Annotated in this window: 27 protein-coding genes and 1 riboswitch; of the genes, 14 read left to right on the forward strand and 13 right to left on the reverse strand. The window is 58.9% G+C overall.

Annotated elements, in window-relative coordinates; translation table 11 throughout:
- Positions 1–595: 595 nt before the first annotated feature.
- Positions 596–1,333 carry a DUF3891 family protein gene (locus tag J4E00_RS15315; protein ID WP_208176060.1) on the forward strand — a complete coding sequence of 246 codons (738 nt, stop codon included), beginning with the start codon at positions 596–598 and terminating at the stop codon, positions 1,331–1,333.
- A 98-nt stretch (positions 1,334–1,431) separates the two neighbouring features.
- Complete coding sequence (locus J4E00_RS15320) at positions 1,432–2,403, forward strand: YihY/virulence factor BrkB family protein (protein WP_208176061.1); 972 nt, start codon at positions 1,432–1,434, stop codon at positions 2,401–2,403.
- Between the two features lie 69 nt (positions 2,404–2,472).
- Here J4E00_RS15320 and rlmN read toward each other — a convergent pair whose 3' ends face one another.
- Positions 2,473–3,552, reverse strand: a complete 1,080-nt coding sequence (gene rlmN / locus J4E00_RS15325; RefSeq protein ID WP_208176062.1) for a 23S rRNA (adenine(2503)-C(2))-methyltransferase RlmN — start codon at positions 3,550–3,552, stop codon at positions 2,473–2,475.
- A gap of 119 nt (positions 3,553–3,671) precedes the next feature.
- Here rlmN and J4E00_RS15330 point away from each other — a divergent pair, with 119 nt between their 5' ends.
- The 7 genes from J4E00_RS15330 to thiH all read left to right on the forward strand — a co-directional run bounded on the left by J4E00_RS15330 (position 3,672) and on the right by thiH (position 10,204).
- Positions 3,672–4,235: a hypothetical protein gene (locus J4E00_RS15330; RefSeq protein ID WP_208176063.1), complete on the forward strand. Its 564-nt coding sequence runs from the start codon at positions 3,672–3,674 to the stop codon at positions 4,233–4,235.
- Positions 4,236–4,385: 150 nt separating this feature from the next.
- Positions 4,386–4,484: riboswitch (TPP riboswitch) on the forward strand.
- Positions 4,485–4,567: 83 nt separating this feature from the next.
- Positions 4,568–4,771, forward strand: a complete 204-nt coding sequence (thiS, locus tag J4E00_RS15335) for a sulfur carrier protein ThiS (RefSeq protein WP_208176064.1) — start codon at positions 4,568–4,570, stop codon at positions 4,769–4,771.
- A 42-nt stretch (positions 4,772–4,813) separates the two neighbouring features.
- The gene (gene thiC / locus J4E00_RS15340; RefSeq protein ID WP_208176065.1) at positions 4,814–6,691 is read left to right on the forward strand and encodes a phosphomethylpyrimidine synthase ThiC; all 1,878 of its coding nucleotides are present in this window, start codon (positions 4,814–4,816) and stop codon (positions 6,689–6,691) included.
- Positions 6,692–6,758: 67 nt separating this feature from the next.
- Positions 6,759–7,544 carry a hydroxymethylpyrimidine/phosphomethylpyrimidine kinase gene (locus J4E00_RS15345; protein WP_208176066.1) on the forward strand — a complete coding sequence of 262 codons (786 nt, stop codon included), beginning with the start codon at positions 6,759–6,761 and terminating at the stop codon, positions 7,542–7,544.
- On the forward strand, positions 7,541–8,167 hold the full coding sequence (locus J4E00_RS15350) for a thiamine phosphate synthase (RefSeq protein WP_208176067.1): 627 nt from the start codon (positions 7,541–7,543) through the stop codon (positions 8,165–8,167). The genes J4E00_RS15345 and J4E00_RS15350 overlap by 4 nt, the downstream gene beginning before the upstream one ends.
- Positions 8,164–8,946 (forward strand): thiazole synthase, encoded by a 783-nt coding sequence (locus tag J4E00_RS15355; protein ID WP_208176068.1) that lies wholly within the window; start codon positions 8,164–8,166, stop codon positions 8,944–8,946. Before J4E00_RS15350 ends, J4E00_RS15355 begins: the two co-directional genes overlap by 4 nt.
- A gap of 148 nt (positions 8,947–9,094) precedes the next feature.
- On the forward strand, positions 9,095–10,204 hold the full coding sequence (gene thiH, locus J4E00_RS15360; protein WP_208176069.1) for a 2-iminoacetate synthase ThiH: 1,110 nt from the start codon (positions 9,095–9,097) through the stop codon (positions 10,202–10,204).
- A gap of 226 nt (positions 10,205–10,430) precedes the next feature.
- Here the strand turns inward: thiH and J4E00_RS15365 are convergent, their stop codons facing one another.
- Together J4E00_RS15365 and J4E00_RS15370 are read right to left on the reverse strand one after the other, a co-directional pair.
- On the reverse strand, positions 10,431–11,042 hold the full coding sequence (locus J4E00_RS15365) for a thiamine phosphate synthase (RefSeq protein ID WP_208176070.1): 612 nt from the start codon (positions 11,040–11,042) through the stop codon (positions 10,431–10,433).
- 9 nt (positions 11,043–11,051) lie between these two features.
- Positions 11,052–11,474, reverse strand: a complete 423-nt coding sequence (locus tag J4E00_RS15370) for a thioesterase family protein (RefSeq protein WP_208176071.1) — start codon at positions 11,472–11,474, stop codon at positions 11,052–11,054.
- A gap of 56 nt (positions 11,475–11,530) precedes the next feature.
- Here J4E00_RS15370 and mnmD point away from each other — a divergent pair, with 56 nt between their 5' ends.
- The 3 genes from mnmD to J4E00_RS15385 all read left to right on the forward strand — a co-directional run bounded on the left by mnmD (position 11,531) and on the right by J4E00_RS15385 (position 14,243).
- The gene (gene mnmD / locus J4E00_RS15375) at positions 11,531–12,232 is read left to right on the forward strand and encodes a tRNA (5-methylaminomethyl-2-thiouridine)(34)-methyltransferase MnmD (RefSeq protein ID WP_208176072.1); all 702 of its coding nucleotides are present in this window, start codon (positions 11,531–11,533) and stop codon (positions 12,230–12,232) included.
- Positions 12,233–12,382: 150 nt separating this feature from the next.
- A complete protein-coding gene (locus J4E00_RS15380) occupies positions 12,383–13,669 on the forward strand; it encodes a DUF2157 domain-containing protein (RefSeq protein ID WP_208176073.1) in 1,287 nt (428 codons plus the stop codon).
- A gap of 25 nt (positions 13,670–13,694) precedes the next feature.
- The gene (locus J4E00_RS15385; protein ID WP_208176074.1) at positions 13,695–14,243 is read left to right on the forward strand and encodes a GDYXXLXY domain-containing protein; all 549 of its coding nucleotides are present in this window, start codon (positions 13,695–13,697) and stop codon (positions 14,241–14,243) included.
- Between the two features lie 68 nt (positions 14,244–14,311).
- Here J4E00_RS15385 and J4E00_RS15390 read toward each other — a convergent pair whose 3' ends face one another.
- The 10 genes from J4E00_RS15390 to pheS form a co-directional block, all read right to left on the reverse strand.
- Positions 14,312–15,160, reverse strand: coding sequence for an energy transducer TonB (locus tag J4E00_RS15390; RefSeq protein ID WP_236049831.1), 849 nt, complete (start codon positions 15,158–15,160; stop codon positions 14,312–14,314).
- Positions 15,157–15,684 (reverse strand): ExbD/TolR family protein, encoded by a 528-nt coding sequence (locus J4E00_RS15395; RefSeq protein ID WP_208176075.1) that lies wholly within the window; start codon positions 15,682–15,684, stop codon positions 15,157–15,159. The genes J4E00_RS15390 and J4E00_RS15395 overlap by 4 nt, the downstream gene beginning before the upstream one ends.
- A 207-nt stretch (positions 15,685–15,891) precedes the next feature.
- Positions 15,892–16,494, reverse strand: a complete 603-nt coding sequence (locus tag J4E00_RS15400; protein ID WP_208176076.1) for a 5-formyltetrahydrofolate cyclo-ligase — start codon at positions 16,492–16,494, stop codon at positions 15,892–15,894.
- Positions 16,495–16,574: 80 nt separating this feature from the next.
- Entirely contained in the window at positions 16,575–16,850 is a 276-nt protein-coding gene (locus tag J4E00_RS15405) for a hypothetical protein (protein ID WP_208176077.1), read from the reverse strand.
- 240 nt (positions 16,851–17,090) lie between these two features.
- On the reverse strand, positions 17,091–17,963 hold the full coding sequence (locus tag J4E00_RS15410; RefSeq protein ID WP_208176078.1) for an FG-GAP repeat protein: 873 nt from the start codon (positions 17,961–17,963) through the stop codon (positions 17,091–17,093).
- A gap of 187 nt (positions 17,964–18,150) precedes the next feature.
- Positions 18,151–18,693, reverse strand: a complete 543-nt coding sequence (locus tag J4E00_RS15415; protein WP_208176079.1) for a hypothetical protein — start codon at positions 18,691–18,693, stop codon at positions 18,151–18,153.
- A 33-nt stretch (positions 18,694–18,726) separates the two neighbouring features.
- Positions 18,727–20,322 (reverse strand): bacillithiol biosynthesis cysteine-adding enzyme BshC, encoded by a 1,596-nt coding sequence (gene bshC / locus J4E00_RS15420; RefSeq protein WP_208176080.1) that lies wholly within the window; start codon positions 20,320–20,322, stop codon positions 18,727–18,729.
- 154 nt (positions 20,323–20,476) lie between these two features.
- Positions 20,477–21,790 (reverse strand): 30S ribosomal protein S12 methylthiotransferase RimO, encoded by a 1,314-nt coding sequence (gene rimO / locus J4E00_RS15425; protein ID WP_208176081.1) that lies wholly within the window; start codon positions 21,788–21,790, stop codon positions 20,477–20,479.
- Between the two features lie 129 nt (positions 21,791–21,919).
- On the reverse strand, positions 21,920–23,074 hold the full coding sequence (locus J4E00_RS15430) for an acyltransferase family protein (RefSeq protein WP_208176082.1): 1,155 nt from the start codon (positions 23,072–23,074) through the stop codon (positions 21,920–21,922).
- Between the two features lie 169 nt (positions 23,075–23,243).
- The gene (pheS, locus tag J4E00_RS15435) at positions 23,244–24,332 is read right to left on the reverse strand and encodes a phenylalanine--tRNA ligase subunit alpha (protein ID WP_236049869.1); all 1,089 of its coding nucleotides are present in this window, start codon (positions 24,330–24,332) and stop codon (positions 23,244–23,246) included.
- Positions 24,333–24,432: 100 nt separating this feature from the next.
- Between pheS and J4E00_RS15440 the strand changes: the two genes are divergently transcribed.
- Both J4E00_RS15440 and J4E00_RS15445 read left to right on the forward strand, forming a co-directional pair.
- Positions 24,433–25,080, forward strand: coding sequence for a hypothetical protein (locus J4E00_RS15440; RefSeq protein WP_208176084.1), 648 nt, complete (start codon positions 24,433–24,435; stop codon positions 25,078–25,080).
- 285 nt (positions 25,081–25,365) lie between these two features.
- Positions 25,366–25,725, forward strand: coding sequence for a hypothetical protein (locus J4E00_RS15445; protein WP_208176085.1), 360 nt, complete (start codon positions 25,366–25,368; stop codon positions 25,723–25,725).
- Positions 25,726–25,814 lie beyond the last annotated feature (89 nt).

Raw genomic sequence — 25,814 nt, forward strand, 5'->3', positions numbered from 1 at the left:
TTTTATGTGCACTGCTAATGCAGTGCACATAAAATGTGCACTGCATTAGCCGCCCGCCTATTTGTGGTCTAATGTAAAATGCTGAAAATATCAGCTTTTAAGTAAGTGGCCTTACTACTCAATCAGCGCAGCAAGACAGTGGGGTAAGCAAATTCATTTAGTTTTCACTCACCAAAACAGATAATAAATTACTGTCGTTACAAAGAGTTGCAGCCCCTTGTTACACATCTCTTACTCCCACTGCCAGTGCTTTTAACTGAGGCAATAGTCAACAAGTTAAAGAGGTTGCAAATCTAATAATATTTAATTGATGGCTATTGTGCTAGAGATAAAAATCCTCGGCAATAATACTATATAAATACGGGTCTCAGGAAGTCAATTTGCTATTATTCCGGCATTTGTTAGTGGTATTGATTTGTTTATATTTTGATAATAATTTATTGTTAACAGTTAAAAATTCAAGATTAAGATAAGGTTGTTCATAATATGCATATTTACTGCTGAAGGCGTTCGCATTTTGATAGCCCAATTAGCGTTTGGTACGTAAGCCAGCCTTTTAACGAATTGCAAGTAACTGTATTCGGTTGTTTGGTGTATGATAGTCAACTCCACGCCCGCCGGCTGGCAAATCATCTACCAGCAGGCCCACGCCCTGCTGGCCGCGCAGCTGGCCTGGCACTGGCCGCCCACGCTCCCGCCCGACCGCTGGGTGGGCCTGCTGGCCGCCATTGCCCAGCACGACGACGAGCAGGCCGACTGGCACGGCCGCGGCGGTCACTACGGCCTCACGCCCGCCGGCGCCCCGGCCAACTTCACCCAAAAAGCCTTTTCCATGGAGCAGGCCGCCGGGGTGCAGGCCGCTGCGCGGTTCCAAGGCCGCTGGCGTAGCCTTCTCACCAGCCTGCACCTGAGCTGCCTTTACGAAAGCCTGCGTGGCCAGCAAAAGAACATTGATGCCTTCTTGGACGAGCTACGAGCCCACCAGCGGCAATGGGAGCTGGAACTGAAAATCACCAAAAAGCAAGCCGACCAAGCCTACGCCCTGCTGCACTGGTGCGACCGGCTCTCGCTCATTCTCTGCCGCCACGAAGTCCCGGAGATGGGCCGCGCCGTGGAAATCCACCGCGGGCCCGACGGCACCACCCACACCCTGGCCCAGCCCGAAGCCAGCGGCCCGGTCATCATCCGGCCCTGGCCCTTCCAGGCCAAGGAAATCGAGGTCAGCGTGGAGGCCAGCATCCTCACCCAGCTTCAGTTCCAGGACGATGCCGAGCTGGCCACTGCCCTGCGCGCGGCCCCCCTCGAAACCCTCCGCTGGACGCTGCACGCCTAGCCGGCTACCGTCGGGCTCCGGCCGCCAATGGCATTGTCGGGCCCAACGCCGCCCGCCACCAGCCGTACTAGAAGCAATCAGTCCCGTTTTTCTGCTTCATGGCTACTCATTATAAAATATCCGATGTGCTGGCGGTGCTCAAAGCATCGGCCGGAGAGTTCAGCAACAATAACTCCTTTCGGCACGCGGCGGCGCTCTCGTACTACACCATTTTCTCGTTGCCGCCGTTGCTGCTCATCGTCATCACAGTGGCCAGTGCTGCCTACGGGGGCGAAGCCGTAACCGGCCAGATTTACGGCCAGCTCAAGGGCCTCGTCGGGGCCGAGTCGGCCGCGTTTTTGCAGGAAAGCATTGCCAAATTCACCGTGCAGCAGCGCGGGCCAGTGGCCACCACCATCGGCGTAGCCACGCTGATTTTCGCGGCTACCACCTTCTTCGTCACCCTCCAGGAAAGCATCAACGACATCTGGAACCTCAAGGTAAAAACCAACGGCATCGGCATTGGGGCCTTCGTCAAGCAGCGCTTCCTGTCCTTCGGGCTCATCCTGAGCGTGGCCCTGCTGCTGCTCATTTCCTTTGTGATTAGCGCCGTGCTCAGCGCCTTCACCGGCTGGCTCCAAAAGTTGCTGCCCGAGGTGGGCGTCATTGCCATCCGCCTGGTCGATTTCGCCCTGTCGCTGGGCGTCACCACGTTGCTCTTCGCCCTGATTTACCGCTTTCTGCCCGATGCCATTATTCGCTGGCGCGACGTGGGCGTGGGCGCCTTCATCACGGCCCTGCTCTTCGTAATCGGCAAGTACCTCATCGCCTTCTACATTGCCAAGTCCAACCCCGGCTCGGCGTTTGGGGCGGCTGGTTCGGCCATCGTGCTGTTGCTGTGGGTCAACTACTCGTCGCTCATCATCTTCTTCGGGGCCGAATTCACCCAGGAATTCGCCGATGCCTTCGGCCAGCGCGTGCAGCCCAAAGCCCACGCCGTGCGCGTGCGCCTTGAAGAAATAGCCCCCGGCGAGTCAAAAGAGGAAATCGTAACCGGTCGTCCCCGCTCCACCGGCCGCTGGAAATCGTAGGGCAAGCCCCACGAAAAAGGGCCGGCGATGAGCCGGCCCTTTTCTTTTTGAGTACTTCTGAGCAGGCCTTTAAGCGGCCGTTTTCTCTTCCTTCACTGCCAGCTGTCCGCAAGCCGCATCAATGTCCTTGCCCCGCGAGCGGCGGATGTTGGTTTGCACGCCGCGGTCGGCCAAGTACTTGTGGAAGGCGGTGATTTTGTCGGCCTCCGCATTCTGGTAGCTCGCGTTTTCGATGGGGTTATACTCAATCAGATTCACCTTGCAGGGCAGCCACTTCGCAATCTTGAAGAGGTGCTCGGCATCGTCCAGCCCGTCGTTGAAGCCATCGAATACGATGTATTCATACGTCACCTTGCGCCCGGTTTTCTGGTGGTAATACTGGAGGGCTTCCTTCAGCGCAGCCAGCGAGTTGGCTTCGTTGATGGGCATGATTTCGTTGCGCTTGGCATCGGTAGGCGCGTGCAGCGAGAGGGCCAGGTTGGCCTTCACGTCGTCATCGGCCAGCTTCTTAATCATCTTGGCAATGCCGGCCGTGCTGATGGTGATGCGGCGCGGGGCCATGTTTAGCCCGTCGGGCGCGGTGATGCGGCGCACGCTTTCCACCACGTTGGCGTAGTTGAGCAGCGGCTCGCCCATGCCCATGTACACGATGTTGGTGAGCGGCGTGCCGTACTGCGCCTCGCACTGCTCCCGGATGCGCACCACCTGGTCATAAATCTCGGCCGCGTCGAGGTTGCGCTTGCGGTCCATGTAGCCGGTGGCGCAAAACTTACACGTCAGCGAGCAGCCTACTTGGCTCGAGATGCAGGCCGTCATCCGCGTATCGTGCGGAATCAGTACGCCCTCCACCACGTTGCCATCGTAGAGCCGGAAGGCCGATTTGATGGTGCCGTCGTTGCTGAGCTGCTTGTTCTGCACCGTCACGCCGTTTATTACAAAGTGCTGGTCCAGCAGCTCGCGGGTGGCGACCGAGATGTTGTTCATCTCCTCAAAGGTGGCGGCGGTATTCTTCCACAGCCACTCCGTCACCTGCTTGGCGCGGAAGGGCTTCTCGCCGTGCTCCACCATAAAGGCCTTGAGCTCGTCGGGCGAGGTTTTGCGGATATCACGCTTCTTGACAACGGGGGCGAGGGGCAGTTCCAGTAACATAGTGCAAAGATACAAGCCAGCAGGGCGTTGGGTTCCCGGCCAGCGGATGTAGTTAGTTACGCATCGTGTAGTTTGCATCAATCCTAGCTGCCCATCAGCTTCCATTCATCAGCCAATAAATGCAAACCGAATCCCAAGCCCCACCAGAAACCCGTTATCTGTTCGCGTATAGTGTTTTTGAGTACGCTGCTATTCAGGTGCTGCAGGCAGATTGCGTTCGGAATTGCAAAGACCGTCAAAAGGGTGAAGCGTATCATAAATTCATCAAGTGGCTACCGAAGCCCAATGAACTCCTCGTCTCCACGCTATACGCTTACGCCGACCTGAGCTTACCCAAAAGATTCAACTGCATTTTTCACTGCGCTAATCCTCGGGATTATTATGTGCTGATGAATTACGAGCTTACTCAAAGTGTTCTGAATGGCTGGTTCCCAATTGAGAGCATTGAACACGGGCATAGGCATTTTTGTGTCTTCTGCTTTGAAGGGGAAGTGCCAGCCATTTTTAATCTCTTATGCAAGGAAGATGGTCGATTCCTAGAGCCGCCAGAGTGGAAGTGGAGAGCTAAATTGGGTTTCTGCAATGTCCATGATTTGCCAGCAATAACTGCGCGTTGGGAGAAGGACACGCGTCTGAAGGAAAAATATGGCAATGACTGGGTAAATAATTATGATGAGGAATGAGGCCACAGTGGCCTATGCATGAGTACTAAATTTTAGCCTGCCGCAAGTGTAGCTGCTGAAGCTATTATCGAGTGAAGTGTCGGCCAGCATATTTGCGCACCCGCCGATTTTCTTCATTAGGATAAATGCGTCCGCTCGCTATCTTCGCCGCATAAACTTTAGGGGTGCTGCGCATTGCCGCGGCTGAGATGATACCCTTGGAACCTGATTCTGGCTAATACCAGCGAAGGGAAAAGTACTGGTCCGCATCGCGGCTGCCTTTCGGGGCGGGCCGTGGCCGGCACCCACTATTGTTTATGGCGTTTTCCTGTCCCAACTACTCCCTGGTTGCCATGGTTTGCTACGTAAACAATATTGCCTACGAAGCCGCTGAAAACCAGCTGCTCCTCGACCTGCTCGCCGCCCGTGGCATCACCGAGCCCCGCGGCCTCGCCGTGGCCGTGAACGACGCCGTGGTACCCCGCGCCGACTGGTCCACCCACGCCCTGCATGCCCACGACCGGGTCACCATCATCCGCGCCACGCAGGGTGGGTAGGGGCGCCAATCATCAACATTTCACCGTCATACCGTTCGATAGATGAAAAAGAAAGACCACGCCCCGCAGCAGACGCTGGTGGAGCGCCAGCCGCTTACCGGCTCCCGCAAAATCTACGTGCCCGGCAAGCTGCACCCCGAAATCCGGGTGGCCATGCGCGAAATCGCGCTGGCCGACACCGAGCGCAAGTTCGATTTCGGCTTCCCGTCGGAGCAGAACCCACCCGTGACGGTGTACGACACCAGCGGCCCCTACACTGACCCCAACGTGGCAATCGACCTGAAAAAAGGCCTGCCCCGCCTGCGCGAAAGCTGGATTCTGGGCCGCGGCGACGTGGAGCAGCTACCCGGCACGACTTCCGAATACGGCCAGCAACGCGCCGCAGATACTCAGCTGGACCACCTGCGCTTTGAGCACATCGCGGCTCCATTGCGCGCCAAGCCAGGCTACAATGTGAGCCAGATGCACTACGCCAAAAAGGGCATTATCACACCCGAAATGGAGTACATCGCCATCCGCGAAAACCAGCGCTTCGATGAGATGCCCGCCGACGACCCGTTGCGCACGCAGCACCGCGGCCACAGCTTCGGGGCAAATACACCGGAGGGCCACATCACGGCCGAGTTTGTGCGCCAGGAAGTAGCGTCCGGCCGCGCCGTCATTCCCAGCAACATCAACCACCCAGAGAGCGAGCCGATGATTATCGGGCGCAATTTCCTGGTGAAAATCAATACCAACATCGGCAACTCGGCCGTGACTTCCTCTATTGAGGAAGAGGTGGATAAGGCCGTGTGGAGCTGCCGCTGGGGCGGCGACACGCTGATGGACCTGAGCACCGGTAAAAACATCCACGAAACCCGCGAATGGATTATCCGCAACTGCCCGGTGCCGGTGGGCACGGTGCCCATCTACCAGGCCCTGGAAAAGGTGAACGGCAAGGCCGAAGACCTGACCTGGGAGCTGTTTCGCGACACGCTAATTGAGCAGGCCGAGCAGGGTGTCGACTACTTCACCATCCACGCGGGCGTGCTGCTGCGCTACGTGCCCATGACCGCCAAGCGCGTGACCGGCATTGTGTCGCGCGGCGGTTCCATTATGGCTAAGTGGTGCCTGGCGCACCATAAGGAGAGCTTCCTCTACACGCACTTCGAGGAAATCTGCGAAATCATGAAGGCCTACGACGTGGCCTTCTCGCTGGGCGACGGCCTGCGCCCCGGCTCCATTGCCGACGCCAACGACGAGGCGCAGTTTGCCGAGCTGGAAACCCTGGGCGAACTCACCAAAATTGCCTGGAAGCACGACGTGCAGGTGATGATTGAGGGGCCTGGCCACGTGCCCATGCACCTCATCAAGGAGAACATGGACAAGCAGCTGAAAGAGTGCCACGAAGCCCCGTTCTACACACTAGGCCCGCTGACCACGGACATTGCCCCGGGCTACGACCACATCACCTCGGCTATCGGGGCGGCCATGATTGGTTGGTTTGGCACGGCCATGCTATGCTACGTGACGCCCAAGGAGCACCTCGGCCTGCCCAACAAGCAGGACGTGAAAGACGGCGTCATCGCCTACAAAATTGCCGCCCACGCCGCCGATTTGGCCAAAGGCCACCCGGGAGCGCAGTACCGCGACAACGCCTTGAGCAAGGCACGCTTCGAGTTCCGCTGGGAAGACCAGTTCAACCTCAGCCTCGACCCCGACACGGCCCGCGAATACCACGACGAAACGCTGCCCGCCGAAGGCGCCAAAGTGGCTCATTTCTGCTCGATGTGCGGCCCGCATTTCTGCTCGATGAAAATTACCCAGGAAGTGCGCGACTACGCCGCCAAACAGGACCTCACGGCCAGCGAGGTGCTGGCCAAAGGTTTGGTGGAAAAGTCGCGAGAGTTTGTGGAAAAAGGCAGCGAAATCTATTTGTAGCACGGGCGACTAAAAAAATCGGTTATGCTTCGTCGCTCGCTGCATGACGGTCTGAATACCCCAAATAATGACCCACCCAATCCGCCCTTATGCCCTCTCCATTGCCGGCTTCGACCCCAGCGCGGGCGCGGGCCTGCTCGCCGACGTGAAAACGCTGGAAGCCTACGGCGTGTATGGCTTGGGCGCCTGCACGGCTCTCACCGTGCAGAACGATATGACGTTTGAGCGCGTGAGCTGGGTGCCTACTGTTGAAATTCGGGACCAGATTCAGATTCTATTCGCCCGCTTCAAGGTTGATTTCATCAAAATCGGTCTCGTGGAGAGTCTGGCGCAGCTACTGGAACTGGTGCGCTGGATGAAAAGCCAGAACTCCAGCCTGCAAATAATATGGGACCCCGTGCTGAAAGCCACCGCCGGCTACGAGTTCCACTTGGCCCCTGACCAGGAATTAGTGCGAGCTCTCTGTTCCGAAGTGGCCCTCATCACTCCCAATCAGCCTGAAATGCTGCGCCTATGGCCGGCCGATTCAGCTGAGACGGCCGCGCGGGTGGTGAGTAGGTTCTGCCCGGTGCTGCTGAAGGGCGGGCACGCTACGGGCGACCTGGCGACTGACGTGCTACTGGCCGAAGGCGCGCGGCACGAGTTTTCGGTGCCGCGCTTAGCGCACGGCGAGAAACATGGCAGTGGCTGCGTGCTGTCGGCTGCGGTACTGGCCGGCCTCGCGAAAGGGCAGGGGCTGGTGGACGCCTGCCGATTAGCCAAGGGCTACACCAGCGCTTTTCTGGGCAGCAACGAGACGCTGTTGGGTTTCCATTCTATCAACGGGTATGAGCCCGCTCTCCATTTTGTATGAAAATCAATCGTCTTCATTACATCACAACCAATCCCGAGGCCGCTGAGCTGGCTTGCCAGGGCGGAGTCCGGTGGGTGCAGCTTCGGGTGAAAAACCAACCTTACGCCACTTGGAAGCAGTTGGCGTTGGATACCCAGGCCGTGTGCCATCATTACGACGCGGTGCTCATCATCAACGATAACCCGCGCCTGGCTCAGGAAATCGGGGCTGATGGAGTGCATCTAGGCAAAGAAGATGTTCCGCCGGCCGAAGCCCGCGCCATGCTAGGTTCCGGCTTTACCATCGGTGGCACGGCCAACACATTTGCCGATGTGGAGCGGCTGGCCGCGGCTGGCGTGGACTACATCGGGCTGGGACCGTTCCGCTTCACCAGCACCAAGGAGAAGCTCAGCCCAATCTTGGGGTTGGCGGGCTACGCTGACATTCTGAGCCGGTGCCGGGCGGCCGGAATTGCGGTGCCCATTATCGGCATTGGCGGCATCACACTGGCTGATGTGGTGGGCTTGCGCGAAACGGGGCTGCACGGGGTGGCGGTGTCGGGGGCCATTGGGGCGGCAGCCGAGCCGGTGGCTGCAGCAAGTCAATTTGTTGAATTACTCACAACTTCTACTCCCGCTATATGACTACGCAACCCCTCGTAATTGCCGACCGCACGTTTTCGTCGCGGCTGTTCACCGGCACCGGTAAGTTTGGCTCGTCGCAGTTGATGGAAGAAGCACTGCTAGCCTCCGGCTCGGAACTGGTGACGGTGGCCCTGAAACGGGTGGACGTGGCCGATGCCGAGGACGACATCCTGCGTCACCTCGCGCATCCGCAGTTCCACCTGCTGCCCAATACGTCGGGCGTACGCACGGCCCGGGAGGCCGTATTTGCTGCCCAGCTGGCCCGCGAGGCGTTAGAAACCAACTGGCTCAAGCTCGAAATCCACCCCGACCCCAAATACTTACTACCCGACCCCATCGAGACCCTGAAAGCCGCCGAGGAACTGGTGAAGCTGGGCTTCGTCGTGCTGCCCTACATCCACGCCGACCCGGTGCTGTGCAAGCGCTTGGAAGAAGTGGGCGTGGCGGCCGTGATGCCCCTGGGCTCGCCCATCGGCTCGAATAAGGGCCTACTGACACGGGAGTTTCTGGAAATCATCATCGGTCAGAGCCGGGTGCCGGTGGTGGTTGATGCCGGGATTGGGGCGCCCTCGCACGCCGCCGCCGCCCTGGAAATGGGGGCTGATGCTGTACTGGTGAACACGGCCATTGCGGTGGCCGGGCAGCCAGTGGCCATGGCTACCGCCTTCCGCCTAGCAGTAGAAGCCGGGCGCATGGCCTACGAGGCCCGACTGGCCGCGCCGGTGGCACATGGCGAGGCCGTGGCCAGCTCGCCCCTCACCGCATTTCTGGACATTTAGCATAGAGAAAGAACATCACCGAAAAACGGTCATGCTGAGCGCAGTCGAAGCATCTCTACTATAGCAGTAAATCTGATTACTTGCACAGTAGAGATGCTTCGACTGCGCTCAACATGACGTGCCAAAAAAATTCACTCAAAACAAATCCATGAGCTTCCAACCTATTTTTGAGGCCCAGCCGTGGGACGATGTGAAGGCCAGTATATACGCCAAGACTGCGGCGGATGTGGAGCAGGCGCTGGCGGCACCTAAGCCGACGCTGGAGGACTTTAAGGCCCTGATTGCACCCGCTGCCGCGCCGTACCTGGAGCAGCTGGCGCAACGCAGCCACCTGCTCACGCGCAAGCGCTTTGGTAATACAGTGCAGCTGTATGCGCCGCTGTACCTGAGCAACAAGTGCCAGAACATCTGCACGTATTGCGGCTTCAGTCTGGATAATAAAATAGCCCGGCGCACCCTGAGCAGCGTGGAAATTCTGCAGGAGGCGGCCGTGCTCAAGGACTGGGGCTACGACCACGTGCTGCTCGTGACGGGCGAGGCCAATGTGACGGTGGGCGTTGATTACCTGGAAAAGGCCTTGCGCACGTTGCGCTCGCAGTTTGCGCATATTTCAATGGAAGTGCAGCCGCTGGACCAAGCCGACTACGAGCGCCTGATTCCCGAAGGCCTGAACACGGTGCTGGTGTACCAGGAAACCTATCACCGCGCCGACTACAAGAAGCATCACCCCAAGGGCAAAAAGTCGAACTTCAACTACCGCCTCGACACGCCCGACCGGTTGGGCCGGGCCGGCATCCACAAAATGGGACTGGGCGTGCTCATCGGGTTGGAAGACTGGCGGACGGACTGCTTCTACACCGCACTGCACCTTGACTACTTGGAGCGCACGTACTGGCAGACCAAGTACAGTCTGTCTTTCCCGCGCCTACGACCAGCAGAAGGGCTGTTGCAGCCCAAAGTGGAAATGAGCGACCGTGAATTGGTGCAACTCATTTGTGCCTACCGCATCTGGAATGGCGAGGTGGAGCTGTCGATTTCAACCCGCGAAACTCCGGTCTTCCGCGACCATGTGGTGAAGCTGGGCATCACCAGCATCAGCGCGGGCTCCAAAACAAACCCCGGCGGCTACGCGGTGGCGCCGGAATCGCTGGAGCAATTTGAGATTTCGGACGAACGCAGTCCGGCCGAGATTGCTGCTATGCTGCGCCGTCAGGGCTACGAGCCGGTGTGGAAGGATTGGGACGCTGCGCTGGCGTAGTGGCGCGGGCTTCTTAGTAGTTCCAGAGCTTCGTCCAATGGCTCCGGAAACCGTTCAACGGTCCCAGGAACTCATTCAATGTATCTGGAAGCTCATCCGATGGCTCTGGAATCCGATGCAGCCGGAAACTCGTCCGATAGGCCCGGCAACGCATCCGATGGCGCTAGTGGGGCTTTCACTGTTCTGAGTAGTGGCAAGGATGCGTGGCTAGCTCCACAACTTGGGGTCAAAGCGTCTGCGCTGTTAGCTGCCGCCATGCCGCCACTGGGTCTATGCTTTGCCAGATAGTGCCCAGCACGGCGGCGCCAGCGAAACCGGCGGATGGCAGCAGACCGATATTTTCGGCCGCGACGCCGCCTAGTGCCAACACATGCGGGCAGTAGCCGACCCGGGTCGCCAGCAACTCCAAACACTTCTGAACCTCCGGCAACTGGAAGCCGCTAGCGTAGCCCTGCTTGCTGATGCTGTTGAAAATCGGGCTGAGAAAAACGTAGTCGTAGCGACGGCGGTGCCGCCGGATTTCGGCCAGCGAATGGAGGGAGGTAGAAAGCGTTTGGCCGGACCGAAGCGACGGACGGGGTCCCGTAGCAGCCCGCTGCGCTCCGGTGAGGTGCAGGCCACCGAGGTGGTATTGGCGCACTAACTCGGGGTGCTCGTGCAGCACCAGACGCTTATGAAACGGCGTAGGGATGGCTCGAATCAGCGTTTCGACCTGGGCAGCCGGCCAACCGGGCTTGCGCAGGTGCAGGCTGGGCAGGCCCGCATCCAGCAGGTTGGTCAGCAGGCGCGGCTCATCGGGGAGGGCGATGGGCGCAGTAATGACGAGTAGGCGGAACACCGGTGGGTGCTACTGTGGCTGCGTGGCCAAATCCTCCGGCAGCGGGCGCAGCTTGTGGGTGTTATAGTCGAAGCAGAGCATGCCGGTTTTGGCGCGGGCTACTTCTCGGCCGGATTTATGCACATGGTACACCACGTCGAAGCCGTACTTGTTCGGGGCGGTGGCGGCCACGTCGATTTGTAGCAGGTCGCCTTCAAAAGCTTCGTTTTTATACTCCACGGCCACATCGACCATGATGAGGCCGAGCTTGGTGTCGGCGTTGAATTCGCTGGGAAACCCCTGAGCCTGGAGGAATTGCTGCCGGGCATTGTGCAGCAGGCCCAGCAGCGCATCGTAGCCAAGGTGGCCGCCGTAGTTGAGGTCGGTGATGCGCACCAGCGCCTCGGTGCTGAAAGCGAAGGCGTCGGGAAGAGCTACTTTTACGCGGTTCATAGGCGAGGAAGGGGTGGGAAATACTTGTGCAGAAGCAATAGATAAGCGAGCAACAAATGTCGAATAATCCAAAGATAGAAGTCCGCGTGACTGGTGACGGCTCGGCCACCTTATTTGTGCCCGAACTCAACGAACACTACCACTCGCACCACGGGGCGCGGCAGGAGTCGGCGCACGTTTTTATCCGGGCTGGGCTGGCCCCGCTGCTAGCGGCTGGAGGCACCTCCGCCGCTCAGCCGTTGCGCGTGTTGGAAGTAGGCCTGGGCACGGGCCTGAATGCCATGCTCACCCTGGACGCCGGCCAGGCTGCGGAAGCCTTCATTCAGTACGATGGACTGGAGACTTTTCCCATTCCGGCCGCCATTGCCGCCGCGTTGCAGCCTGAGTGGGAGCAGCAGGGCGCTTGGCTGGGCAAGCACTTTGCCTACCTGCACGCCGCCTCCTGGAACGTGCCAGTGGAAATGGCACCGCGCTTTACCATCACCAAAATGCAGCAGCCCCTGCAGCAGGCCGCGCTGTCAGCCGCGCACTATCACCTGATTTACTTTGATGCCTTCGCCCCTGAAAAGCAGCCCGAACTGTGGACCGAAGCCATCTTTGCCAAGCTCTACGAAGCCGCTGCTCCCGGCGCGGTGCTGGTGAGCTATTGCGCCCAAGGCCAGTTTCGGCGCAACTTGCGCGCCGCCGGCTGGCGCACCGAGAAGCTGCCTGGCCCGCCCGGCAAGCGCGAAATGACGCGGGCGGTGAAAGCCAACTAACTGTTATGCTTACCTGGCATCGGCGCCGCCAAAGCATTGCTGCTACGTAAGTAATTTCAGTAGGAAGGTTTACTATTGCGGCAGAGATGCTTCGGCGGCGCTCAGCACGACGGGCTGGGCTCGGCTACCACATTAAATCTCGTTCTGCTCTTGTCGCGCAAATTCCTCGAAACCGAAAGCCCCAGCTGGGTCACCGATGGCCTCATCAGCGAGGCGCAGCGGCAACAGCTGCTGGCCCGCTACCCGCCCGAAGCCCAGCCGCTGGGCCTGCTGCCGCTGCTGGGCAGCGTGCTGGTGGGTCTGAGCGCCCTGAGCGTGGTGGCCGCCAACTGGCAGGCCCTGCCCGTCGCGCTACGGCTGGCGTTGCTGCTGGGCAGCCTGACAGGTAGCTACGCGGCTGGCTCGTATTTCCTGCGACGTGGCAACGATGATTTGGGCCACGGCCTCATCGGCTTAGGCCTCATCTTGTTTGGCGCCAGCATTATTCTCACCAGCCAGCTCTACCAGCTGGTGGGCTACGATGCCAGCGGGCTGCTGGCCTGGGTGGTGGCTGGCGTGGCCGTCAGCTACGTGTATGGCTCGCGGCTGCTGGTGCTGCTTACGGTGCTCATTGGGGCGGCAGTGCAGACCTACTGCGTCGAGTCGTTGGGCATTTTCAGCTACGTCACGGCTTGGCTGGTGGTGGGCGGCATGGGCTACTACTGGTGGCGCCGGCCCGATGCCGTGAGTGCCACCGTGCTGGCCGTGGGCTTGCTCTGGCAGGCCGGGCTGCTGATTATCGTACTCCATGCCAAGATTACCTGGTTTTTTGTGCCGGCCATGGCCATCTACGCGGCCGGCGACTGGCATCCCAACCGGGCCGTGGGCCGGGCCATTCAGGTGCCTTCGCTGGTGGCGGCCTACCTGTTCATGTTCGGGCTGGCCACGTTTGGCGAGACCGATGCGTACGCGAATATTCTACGGCCGCCGCTACTGCCCTACCTGGCAGCACTGGGAGCCGTGTTTGGACTGTCGGCGTTGGGCAAGCGGGCACAGGGGCGGCTGGCCTCGCTGCCCGAGTGGCTGCTGCTGTTGCCGGGCTTCTACCTCTCGGGGGGGCTGACGCTGGCCGTGGCCACGCTGGTGGTGCTGTATGCCCACGCCGGCTCGGTGCTGGCCCGCGCAAACCGCGAGCATGACTCCGACCAGCTTACGCTGGGTGCGGTGCTGTTTGTAGCCGCTACGGCAGTAGCCTATTTCAAGCTCACCTGGGGCTTCATGGATAAGTCGCTGTTCTTCCTGATTGGTGGTGTGCTGCTGCTGGGCCTGAGCTGGTACCTGCGGCGCCGCAACGCCCAGGTGCTGGCTGCTGCTGCCCCGCCCGTAGCCCAGCAAGCCGGCACCCCCCCAGCTCCCGGCAACGACAATGAGCCCGAAGCGCCGGCCCATAACTCATAATTCAAAACGTATAACTCAACAATAGATGGCTGACCTGCTGAGCTGGTTTTCGGACCCGGTGCGCCGCCGGCCGCTGCTGCGCCTGCTGGTAGGCGCACAAGTGCTCTACGTGCTGGGCGTGGCCGGGGCGGGCTACGCCACCACGGCGCTGGGCAAGCAGGTGGTGCTAGCTACCACTCCCATCGACCCCAAAGAGCTACTTTCCGGCGACTTCGTGCGCCTGCACTACGCCATCGGGGCCATGCCGCTGAGCCAGTGGCACGGACCGCAAGCGCCACGCCGCCGTCAGGCCGTGTTTGTGCTGCTGGCCGCCGGCCCCGATAGCCTGAGCACTGCCGTGGGGTTGTATCCGCAAGCGCCGGCTGCTGGCGTTGGGCAGGCCGTGCTACGCGGCTGGGTCACGGATGTGTACCGCAACTCCCTGAACCTGCGCTTCAACCTGGAGCGCTACTATGTACCCGAAGGTAGCGACCTGCGCCTGGAAAAAGCTGGCCGGCTGCACCCGTTGCGGGTGCGCGTCAGCATCGCGCCGTGGGGACAGGCCCGCATTACACGGGTGGCCGTGCAGAAATAGCCGGAAACAAAAACAAGGACATTCTGCACGCAGCAGAATGTCCTTGTTTAAGCTAAAACCCGAAAGCGCTATTGAATCTTGAAGCTAATCGGCACGGTGTAGGCTACGCTTACAGCCCGGCCGTTTTGCTTACCAGGAATGAACCGGGGCAAGGTTTTTACGGCACGGATGGTTTCTTCATCTAAACCGGCGCCTAATCCCTTAATTACTTTCACATCAGTTACTTCACCTAGCGGATTTACCACGAAGCTTACAAATACTTTACCTTCTACCTGATTGCGCAGGGCTTCGCCAGGGTAACGAGCGGCTTTCTGAATAGCCGCTACAATAGCCGCCTGCCCGCCACCACCTGGTAACTGTGGCATTTGTTCCACATAGAAGTAGGGCTTTTCGGTAACGGTTTCACCGGTGACATCTCCACCAGGGCCAGTGCCAATCTTTAAATCATCGAGACTGGCATTGGGGTCGGCACCAATTTCGCCAATCTGGGTCACTAGGCCGGGCTTAGCATCAACAAGCTCACTTTGGTCAGGCACCTTATCGTTGGGTGTCACTTTGTCGTCAGTTGTTACTACAGGCACAATGTCTTGCACCGTAGGGGGCTGGGGGGGCGGCACCGCTGGCCGGCTAGCAGCTGGAGGAGGAGGCAGCACTTTCAGTTCTTCCGGCATGTCGATAATGGTCGGGTTCGACTCTACGATGATAGGTGGCACCACTGTCACCACGTCTTTCTTCAAGAGTTGCGCTACCAGCGGAAATACCAGCAGCAGCGCACACACAGCCGTGGCAATAATGAGCGCCCGGGTCATGTGGCGCTGGTAAAGCGCCCGGAGCTCGTAGGCCCCATAGTGGCGGTTGCGACCATCGAACACGATGTCGTCGAGGCTGGCGGTGGCCAGCTGAGCATTATTCATCATAGGGTGGGGGTTTTAAGGAGTGTTAAGTCGGCTGGGGTAGTCTTGACGAGGGCATACTTTTTCTGGTTGGTGATGCTCATCTCGTCCAGAATATCAATCATGTCCTGGTATTTAGATTCGTCGGTGGGCTTGATGAGGACCACCAGGCCGGGCTGCTGGCGCATCCGCGTCAGAAGTACTTGCCGGATGCCGTCGGCCGCGAAGGAGGTCGTCTTCAATTCGGGCACCGCTACCGTTTTGTCTTGCGGCGCATTCAGGCCAAAGAAGTAGTGCACCTTGTGGCCTTTGCCCAGCAGAATGGTCATCGCCTTCGACCGCGCCACATCATTGGGCTCGTTGCTTTTCACCGGCATCGTCAGCTCCAGGTTGTAGGGCTTGGCGAAGGTGGTGGTGAGCATGAAGAAGGTGAGCAGCAGAAACGCCAGGTCCACCATCGGCGTCATGTCGATGCGGGTCGACATCTTTTTTGCTCGTCGTTTGCCGGACTTATGCGCGCTGGCGGCTTGCGGTTGGATTTCGGCCATGGGTTCCGTGCTTTAAAAGGTGAACGATACCCAATGAACGCGAAGCGCTATTGCCTTATTGTAAGGGTATTATATGTAAAAATTAAATTTTCAGGCGCATACCAGAACGGCCTGTTCAGCGTTCTGTCAGCTTGTCTAAAGGGAATTAGTGAGGGCTGCTGGGCGGCATTTGAGCAGGGTCTGTTCCTACGCCACCCAATACCGGCTCTAAAACCGCCACACCCGACCCGGCGTGATGTAGGCCGTGAGCGGCACATCGGTAGGTAGCACGTCGGCAATGCGGCGGACGGGCGGCTCATTGAGCAGGTTAAGGCCGATAAACTGCGTACCCGGCCGGCACTGGGCCAGAAACCGGTCGTAGAAGCCCCCGCCGTAGCCCACGCGCTGGCCGGTGCGGTCCACGGCCAGCAGTGGCACCAGCACGGCATCCAGCAAAACCGGAAATACCTCTGGCGCGGTGACGGGGTGGGGCACCGGCTCCGTAATGCCCCAGCGGTTTAGGGTGTTCTGGCCATCCGGCGTCAGCTCATAGTGCTTCAGCGAGATGCCATCGGGCTGCACCACGGGCGCGGCCAGGCGCAAGGGCAGTGCCTCGCTCCACACCCAACTGATAAAGCCCCAGGTGTCGGGCTCGTTCCGCTTGGCCAAGGGCAGAAATAGGTGCAGCCACTGCCAAGCGTCCACCGGAAACTGGCGGAACAGGTTCTCGCGCAGCTTGTCGCTCCGGCGCGCCACCTCGCCCGAGTCCAGCGCCATGCGGCGGGCCAGGGCGGTGCGGCGCAGGTCGGCTTTGGTGGCTTTGGCGAACATGGGTGAGTAGCGTCCTTTTGCGGCATTGGGCTCCGGCTAGCGCAAATAAACCGCACCCGGTCCGAATGCCATCCGATGGGCTAATCGTTTACAGTTACAAAAAAGCTGAGGCGGGGCTGCATGCCGGCCATCAGCGCTCCAATCGAAGCCCTTTTCCAGGAAGCCTGACTGGTGTGGCGATAATAGATTTCGTTGTGGAAATAGCCCAGGGAGGCAGAAAAGGCCAATTCGGCCCCGGTAGGAGCGGGGTTGGTCCATTTTAGCATCTCAATAGCCAAGAAGAAATCCTCGTTCAGCACCAACTGGTCGGCGCTCAAATCGACAGTGATGGGGCCGCGCACGATGGGGCTGGTCACGATGACATCGCGTGGAAGAAGCTAGGTTTCAGTTGGCAGCCCGGTAGCACTCACGGATATGCGACTGTAGCTTTTATTACGCCTTTACTACAAGCCTGTCGCTGCGCGATTCTGTTTAGCGACAATAAATAGCTACAAAAGTTACTGCTTCACGGCTTTGATATGTTAGCACTCACACGCCTTTTACCCACTACGCGTAGCGGATGGGTGGCCTTTGCGGTGGCTGTAGCGCCCCGAATTTCACTGGCAAGCGCTCAGTTTGCGCTCCACCAACTCCTGCTTTTTCTCGTCCCACTTGTAGCAGTGCTGTTCTACTAGCACCATCCGGTTGCGGACTATTTTGTAGACTGAATTTTGCACCGAGGAGCCGGCGCAACAGGAGTTGGTTTCGGAAACGCGCTTGGTTTTCGCGTCAAATTGTAGTGAAACGCCCTCAAAGCCGCTGTCGATGTACTGCTTCGTGTTGGGGTCGTACAGGAAATACAGGCTGGCCGTATTCGGGCCCGCAAAGCCCTGCTGATACACGGCAAAGTCCTCCAGGCCATCAAAATTGAAGTCGCCCACCGATACGCTTCGGATGCCCCGCGACTCACAGTCGGCCTTGACTTCCTGCACAAGCCGGCCCGTTCTTTTCTCATACAGCTTCACGCTGCTGATGCTTTCGCTACTGCTCAAAACAACTTTGAAGTAGCACGTTTTCAACGCGGAAGCCTGCAATAGCTCCTGCAAGCCAGTGGAATCCTGGTCCGGACCAGACGTGGCTTGTTGGGTGAGCAGGAGGGGCAGCTTCTGGCCGGTGGTCAGGTTTTGCCAGGTGCCGACAATGCTTTGCTGGTCGGTGGCGAAGGTGGGTATCGTGAGGCGGGCGGAGGGTTTGCCGCGCCCGTCGCTTTCGGTGAGCGTAAGGACGCCCTTGGCGCTGGTACCGTGCAGCGCGATAGGTGTGCCGAATTTCTTGTAGAAATACGTCCCATCCATTTCCCCTTCGCCCTGGGAATCCAGCGCCAACTCGATAGAAAGTGTACCAATCGTGCCTGAATAACTCGCCTGGCCCCACGCATTTCCACTCGTGACCAGCGAAAGAAAACCAGCGGCTACGAAGAAGATGCGCATGGGTCTACAGAAGTTACTTTAGGCAATGAGTCTGGCTACCTGCTTTTTTTCCAGTACCTTAAAAGCATCAGTGGGTTGCTTGATGAATTTGGGTTGTTAATCAGTAAGTCCAGCGGCAGGTTGCTGCTTTGAAATAATATCTTGGCTTTCAGTTTTATACAGCAAACAAAGTGCTTGCTGGAATTTCTTAAATCCCAGCAAGCACTTTGCCTAAATTATGCTCAACAGCATGTAGCTGCTCAGTCCAATATGCAACAGCTTCCTGGGCTACGACTCCGCCTTTTTTGCCCTGTAGATGGTACACCTTTCCGTATTCATTAGAATTTCTTGCTTTGTCCCGGTCAATATCCTTTGCATTGACGGGGTCAGCTTTATTCAGCCAAAAGCGCAGATTGCGAATGTATTCTTCTTTCCTGTGAAGGAATAAATTGGCAAGTGCAGCAGCGTCAGCGGGGATATAACCGGGCCCACTACATCCGCACGAATGATAGGTGATGCCCACGGCGTATAGGTTGCGCATGTGTTGCCACGCCTTGAGGTCATCTCTAAGAGGAGACTTAAAATCAAGCCCCATATCGGCCATTAGGCTGCCGCATTCGGGGCATTTTGCAGCGGCCGAGGGGTGCGCATCAGGCGTTTTTATATCCTTCAATAACCGCCGCTTAAATGTCTTGCGGCATTCAAAGCACGCATAATGCGGCTTGTAGGTAGTCATTCCGTAGCGGCACATAACGAACAGAGTTAAGACCCCCAAACTACTGAATTATTCTTCCTCCAGCACCGCAAATTCCAATGCCAACGGCTCAAACGCTTCCAGAAGCTGCTCGATAAAGCCGGGGTTGTTAATCAGAATGCTGAGCACATTTTCGCTGCGCTCCTGCAAGCCGCCGCCGGGGAACAGCTTTTCCTTGAGGGCGGCCAACTGCGTGTAGGCCGTTTCGTGCTTGGTTTCGGCGGCTTTGCTGAGGCGCTTTTCGAGGCCGGCGAGGCCGGCGGCGGCTTTCTGGGCTTCGGCAGCCACAGTTTTTACCAACGTGGGGTCGAGGCGCTGGGCTACGTCCTGCACCTGCTGAAAAGCCGCAGCCAGGGCCTGCTGCTGCTCCTTCAGGCTGATTTCTTCCTGGCCCAGCGTGGCGCCGACCTGCTTTTTCAGCTCAGGCATCGGCCGGAATACTTCCAGCGAAGTCAGGCCTAGCTTTTTCAGCTTGCCCGCATTAACGCGGCTGATGTATTCGGCCGAGTTGCGCGGCAGCACGATGGGGTAGGGCACCCCAAACGCCGCAAACACGTCCTTCAGCTGGAACCAGTACGCCACCTCGGCCCCGCCGCCGATGTACACCAGGTTGGGCAGCAGAATTTCCTGGTACACCGGCCGCAGCACCACGTTGGGGCTGAACTGCTCGGGGTGCGTTTGGGCTAGTTCCAGCAGTTCGGCCTGGCTGTGGCACTTGGCCGTATTGCGGATGGTCACTTCCACGCAGTCGGCACCGTTGGCGTCGGGTTCGAGGCGCTCCCGCTTGCCCTCATCGGTGATAAAAAACAGGTTGATGGGGCGTGAATACACCTGCGGCTTGTAGCCAGCGGCGGTGAGTTGGGCATTGGTGGCCTGCACGGCCGCATTGGAAACCTGCTCCTGAATCTCCTTGGTCAGCAGCGGTACCAAGGCCTGTTTCAGGGCTGGCCGGTCGGCGTCTAGCGTCACCAATCCGAACTCGCCAAACAGCGCATCGGCCAGCTTGCGAGTAGCTTCGGCCAGGTTTATTGAGGTTGAATAGGCTTCGTGAAAAGCCGTCGGCACTTCGGGCGGTAGTTGGCTCAGCAGCTGCTCGTCGATGCCATCCAAGGCCAGGCGGCCGACTGGCCCGCCGGTACCGGCCGCATCCCAGGCGTAGGTTTTTCCGAAAAGCGAAAAGTGGTTGATTTCGGCAAAGTCGTGGTCCTCGGTCGCCATCCAGTACACCGGCACGAAATCATACTGCGGGTATTTCGCCTTCAACTCGCGGCTCAGCTTGATGGCCGACACAATTTTGTAGATGAAATACAGCGGCCCCGTAAGCAGGTTGAGCTGATGCCCGGTGGTGACGGTGAAGGTGGTTTCCTGAGCCAGCAATTCGATGTTTGCCGCTACGGCGGCTGGTGCATTACCGTCGTACTGTTCGCGCAGCGCGGTTACCAGCCGCTGCCGTGCCTCGGGCGTGTAGGCCGCTTTTTTCTCCTCTATTTGAGCGGCGAAATTTTCCAGCGCGGGCCAACGGTTGTAGAACGGGGCCAGGGCGGGCTTCTGGGCAATGTAATCAGTGAGCAGGCCCGAGAAGGCGCCGGTTTCGGCGTAGGGCAGCGTGGTACAGCGAGTAGGCATGGTAAAGCAAACGGGGCCGGGTTCGGAGTGAACCTTAGCCAATGGCAAAAGTCCGCACAAAACCAGGCCCCGCCGGAAAAGTTATAATGGACGGCGCGGCGCCCGCGCCGTCCACAAAATCCGATTAATCCGAAAAATCCGCCAAATCCGTGGTTCAGACCAGGTGGCCGTACAGGTCGAAATCTGAAGCTGAATCAATCTTCACGTTGGCAAAGTCACCTAGCCGCACGAACGTGTCTTTTTCCACGGGCACCAGCACTTCATTGTCCACCTCGGGCGAGTCGAACTCCGTGCGGCCCACGAAATGGCCACTTTCCTTGCGGTCGAACAGTACCTTGTAGGTTTGGCCCACGCGGGCCTCGTTCAGCTCCATCGAAATACCCTGTTGCAGCTCCATAATGGCATCGGCGCGCTCCTGCTTCACTTCGACTGGCACGTCATCCACGAGGGTGTGGGAGTGCGTGTTTTCCTCGTGTGAGTAGGTGAAGATGCCCAGGCGCTCAAAGCGGGTTTGCTCCACGAAGTCATACATTTCCTGGAAGTCCTGCTCGGTCTCGCCGGGGTGGCCCGAAATAAGCGTGGTGCGCAACGCAATGCCCGGCACACGCTGCCGAATGGTGTCCACCAGCTCGATGGTACGGCGCTTGGTGATGCCCCGGCGCATGGTTTTTAGCATGTTGTCGGAGCCGTGCTGCAGGGGCATGTCGAGGTACTTGCAAATATTTTCGCGCTCGGCCATCACGTCCAATGCATCCAACGGGAACTGCGAGGGGTAGGCGTACTGCAGCCGAATCCAGTCGATGCCGTTCACATCGGACAGGTTGCGGAGCAGGTCGGCAAGCTTGCGTTCGCCGTAGGCTTGCAGGCCATAGTAGGTCAGGTCCTGGGCAATGAGAATCAACTCTTTGGTGCCCATACCGGCCAAGCGCTTGGCTTCCTTCACAAGGTCCTCAATGGGCCGGTCTACGTGCTTGCCGCGCATCAGTGGGATGGCGCAGAACGAGCAGGGGCGGTTGCAGCCCTCCGCGATTTTGAAATAGGCGTAGTGGCGTGGCGTGGTAATCAGCCGCTCGCCGATGAGTTCGTGCTTGTAGTCGGCGTTGAGCACTTTCAGCATCTGGGGCAGCTCCAGCGTGCCGAAATAGGCGTCTACCTGCGGGATTTCGACTTCCAGCTCGTCCTTATAGCGCTGCGAGAGGCAACCCGTTACGTACAGTTTTTCAAGGCGGCCAGCTTCCTTCTCATCCGCGTAGCGCAGGATGGTATCGATGCTTTCCTGCTTGGCATTATCAATAAAGCCACAGGTGTTGATAATGACAATGTTGGCATCGGATTTTTCGGCCTCGTGCGTCACATCAAACTGGTTGGCTTGCAGCTGGCCCATCAGTACTTCCGAGTCCACGATGTTCTTCGAGCAGCCGAGGGTGATGACGTTAACTTTATTCTGGGTCTGATTTCTAACTTTCACAAGCGCTGATTTAAACTGATTAACCGTGATTTCGCTGATGCATTAATGCGGGCAAGGGCATCAGCCGCGTCGATGGAACAAGGCTGCAAGCGCGAATAGGATAGATTGCTTGCCGGCCGAACCCCAAAATTACGACGTAGCCAGTCCCCGACCACCAGTAAGCACCGCATAAATACCCGGAGCCACCCAGCGCAACACCGCGCCAATGCCCACGCTCACAGCCGCTACCAGCAGGGGCAAGGCGAGGTAGGTAAGCAAATGGATGTGCGGAACGGCGCGCCAGTAGCGCAACGCCAGCTCGGTGGTATAGTTCACCAGGGGCACGTGCAGCACGTAAATCATAAACGAAAAGCCCGTCAGCCACCGAAACCAGGTCTGCGCCATGCACCAGCGCACCAGCCCATTCAGCCCAAACCAAGCTGCCAGCATCCCGCTGATTTCGCCTACTCTGTGCAGCGCCAGCATGCTTAGCCCCAGCGGCAGCGAAAATGGCGGCTCGACGTAGAACGCCAACCAGGTTTTCAGCGCCGCGCTGCCCAGCCATAATCCTGCGAATAGCATCGGCCGGAACCAGTGTGGCGGTACCAGCACCTCCTGGTGGCGCAGTGCCAGCCACATGCCCAGCCCGAAAAACAACAGCCCGTCGCCCTCCACCAACGGTAGCGGCACCATAAAAAACCACAGCAGCCCCGCCACGCTGAAGTAGATGGCCGGCTTGCGCAAAATGGCCACCCGCAGCCACGGATAGGCCAGATTATACATCAGCAAGCTGCGCAGAAACCACAGCTGAAACGGGGCCGGTACCACCAGCCAGCGCTGCACCAGCTCACCCACCGAGTACTGGCCGAGCAGCTGCCGGGGCCAGAACGGGCTGATTTCGGCATCAACAACGGCTTGGCGCGTCACAGGGAACTGCTCCAGCGCCCACAGTACCGCCAGCCACAGCAAGCTCCAGAACAGGTAGGGAAGGCCCAGGGTGCGCAGGCGCCGCCGCACGCGCTGGCCGTGCGGCTCCGTGCCCTCACGCCGCGCAAACAGGTAGCCCGAAATGGCAAATAGAATGGGAATGCGGAAGCGCAGCACCCCATTAGCCAGGAAATATTGCAGCCAAGTACCTGGTCCTAAAGGTTCATTAACCGGCGTGAAGGGCTGCAGGTAGCGCGGGTGCAGGTTATAGGCATGCACATAAATCAGCAGTACCATGGCCACCAGCGACCAAAACCGAAGCTTCTGGCTGAGGAAGGAATCGAGCGGAGTGGGTACGGACGGTAGGGGTGCAGTCATAGCTGCAAGGATGCGAAAAAGCGGGAAACGGTTGTGCAGGAAAAACCGGAAAAGGCGGGCATGCTGAGCGCTGCCGAAGCATCTCTACCGGGCTAGTAATTTGGTTTACTGCTATCATAGAGGTGCTTCGGCGGCGCTCAGCACGCCCGCCTTTATAACTACGAGGCTCTTACAGCGCCTCGAACTGCCGCAGGAAACGCATATCGTTCTCGGTGAACAGGCGTAGGTCCTTAATCTGGTACTTAAGCATGGCAATGCGCTCGATGCCCATGCCCCAGGCGTAGCCCGAGTATTTATCGGAGTCAATTTTAGCGTTTTCGAGCACGGCGGGGTCCACCATGCCACAACCGCCGATTTCGACCCAGCCCGAGTACTTGCAGATGTTGCAGCCCGCGCCCTTGCAAATCAGGCAGGTGATGTCAATTTCGGCGCTGGGTTCGGTGAAGGGGAAGAAGCTAGGGCGGAAGCGAATATTAATGTCAGCTCCAAACAGCTCTTGCACGAAGTAATACACCGTCTGCTTCAGGTCAGCAAAGCTCACGCCTTCGTCAATAAAAATGCCCTCCACTTGGTGGAACATCATATGAGCGCGGGCAGAAATGGCCTCGTTGCGGAACACCCGGCCCGGCATCACCCGGCGGATGGGCAGCGGTTCGGTTTCCATCACGCGTACCTGCACAGTGCTGGTGTGGGTGCGCAGCAAGTGGGGCAAATTGGGTGCGCCGGTAGCGGCATCGCCGGTTGCGCCGGCATTATCCGCGCCGGCCGCGTGCGACACCGGGGCCACGAAAAACGTGTCCTGCATGTCGCGGGCCGGATGATTTTCGGGGAAGTTGAGGGCTGTGAAGTTGTGCCAATCGTCCTCAATTTCAGGGCCTTCGGCCACAGCAAAGCCGATGCGGGCGAATACACGCAGCATCTCCTCGCGCACCAGGCTCAGGGGGTGGCGGGTGCCCAGGGCGTTGGGCACCGTGGGCAAGGTGTAGTCGAAGTCCGGGTTGGCGGGGGCGTTGTCGGCAGCGGCTTCGGCGGCTTGCTGGGCCTCGTCGAAACGGGCCTGGGCCTGCTGCTTCAGGGCGTTGAGCTGCTGGCCTACGGCGCGCTTCTCCTCATTGGGCACGGTCTTAAGCTGGTCGAACAAATCGGCCAGCCGGCCTTTGCGCCCGAGGTAGCTGATGCGAAAAGCATCGAGTTCAGCGCTATTATTCAGCGCGGCCGTTGTAATTTCGGCCGCAAGAGCGGCAATTGATTCCTGCATCATAGGCCACAAAGTTACGGCAAGGTCCCGGCCCTGTCCGAACGATTCATAAACACATTCAGTTAACCTGCCTGATATTCATTTACCCAACCCCCACATCATGAAACGTGTACTATTTCTTCTGTTATTGCTAGGAGGCCTGGCTACTTCCGCTTTTGCTCAAGGCGGCTGGGACACCGGCGGCGGCTGGGGCGATGCGCCCAAAAAGGCTCCCGCCAAAAAAACCACTACGAAAACCACCACTACGACCAAAGCCACTGACCAGGCTGCCACGAAAAACGGCGGCGCAGTGGCCGAGCCCGCAGCCCCAGAGGCTACGCCGACGCCGGACGCTGCTGCAGCGCCCGCACCCGCCGACAAAGGCGGATTGAGTGCTGGTGGCGGAAACTCCACCGTTAGCTCGGGCCAGTTCATTTCGGTGGCTCCCGGCTCGCCTGTAATGCTGACGAGCGGCCGCAACATCATGGCCGCCGATGCTGCTGCTGCTGCCGAGCGTCGCGCCAACCGCAAAGTGCGCCATCCCAAGCCCTGGCCCCCACGCCCTGCCGAACCGGCTCCTATGGCTGCTGCTCCGGCGCCCGCCGCTACGCCCGCGCCCGCTCCAGCGGAAGAAGCTGGTGCCAGCAATGCCGCTGGTGGGGCCGAAACGGCTGCTGCAAAAGCCGCTCCCGCCACTACCACCAAAGCAAAAACGGCCCCCAAAGCTGCTCCCGCCAAGAAGAAAGCGCCTGAGCCTTCGGGCTGGTAGCACTGAGCCTGCCGCGCCAGGTAAAAACTGGGTGAAATGAGAAGCCCGTCCGAATCAGCTGCTGCTGGTTGGGGCGGGTTTTTTAGTTGACTGGTTTTCGACTGCATAGAGCGGTGCGGGCGATGGAAGGCGAAGGGACAAACCTGTGTACCATTTCGGTGTGCTGCGACAGCTAGCTTTAATTGTAGGCTAAAAACCACCCGGCGAAAGTGTTTCGCGTATGCCCAACGGGCGCTGTTGCTGGCGCTAGCTGCTTTCTCCTTCACCCATCACATTTGCTTGCTTATGCTGTTTCGTTCCTTCTTCTCCGTTTCGATAGTGCTGGCGACAGTAGCCAGTGCCGCTGCGCAAACCGCGCCTGTTAAAAAGACTACTAAAACAACCAGTACGGCCCGTGCTACCACCTCGCGCAGTACTACCATGCAAAGCCAGTCGGCAGCCAAAGCGACGCCCGGCGGGCGCAACGATATTGGCCCGGCTGGCAACGGCGCCGTGGGCTCCACGGAAAATGCCGATGGGAAGGGCCAGAATGCTTACGCCGCCCCTGGAATGCCCGTGAACGTGGACAACCCCAAGAAAGTGGAGGGCTACAATGGCCCGGCGCCTACTAAATCCCGTACTGGCACCACGCTCTCGCCGCGCTAAAAGGGAGTTTGTCGATAAAAGGGCCCGGTTGGTATGCGTTCTCGCACCGGCCGGGCCTTTTTGTGTGGTGTGGCGGCGGTAAACGAGAA

The organism is Hymenobacter negativus (assembly GCF_017571495.1).
Taxonomy (GTDB): domain Bacteria; phylum Bacteroidota; class Bacteroidia; order Cytophagales; family Hymenobacteraceae; genus Hymenobacter; species Hymenobacter negativus.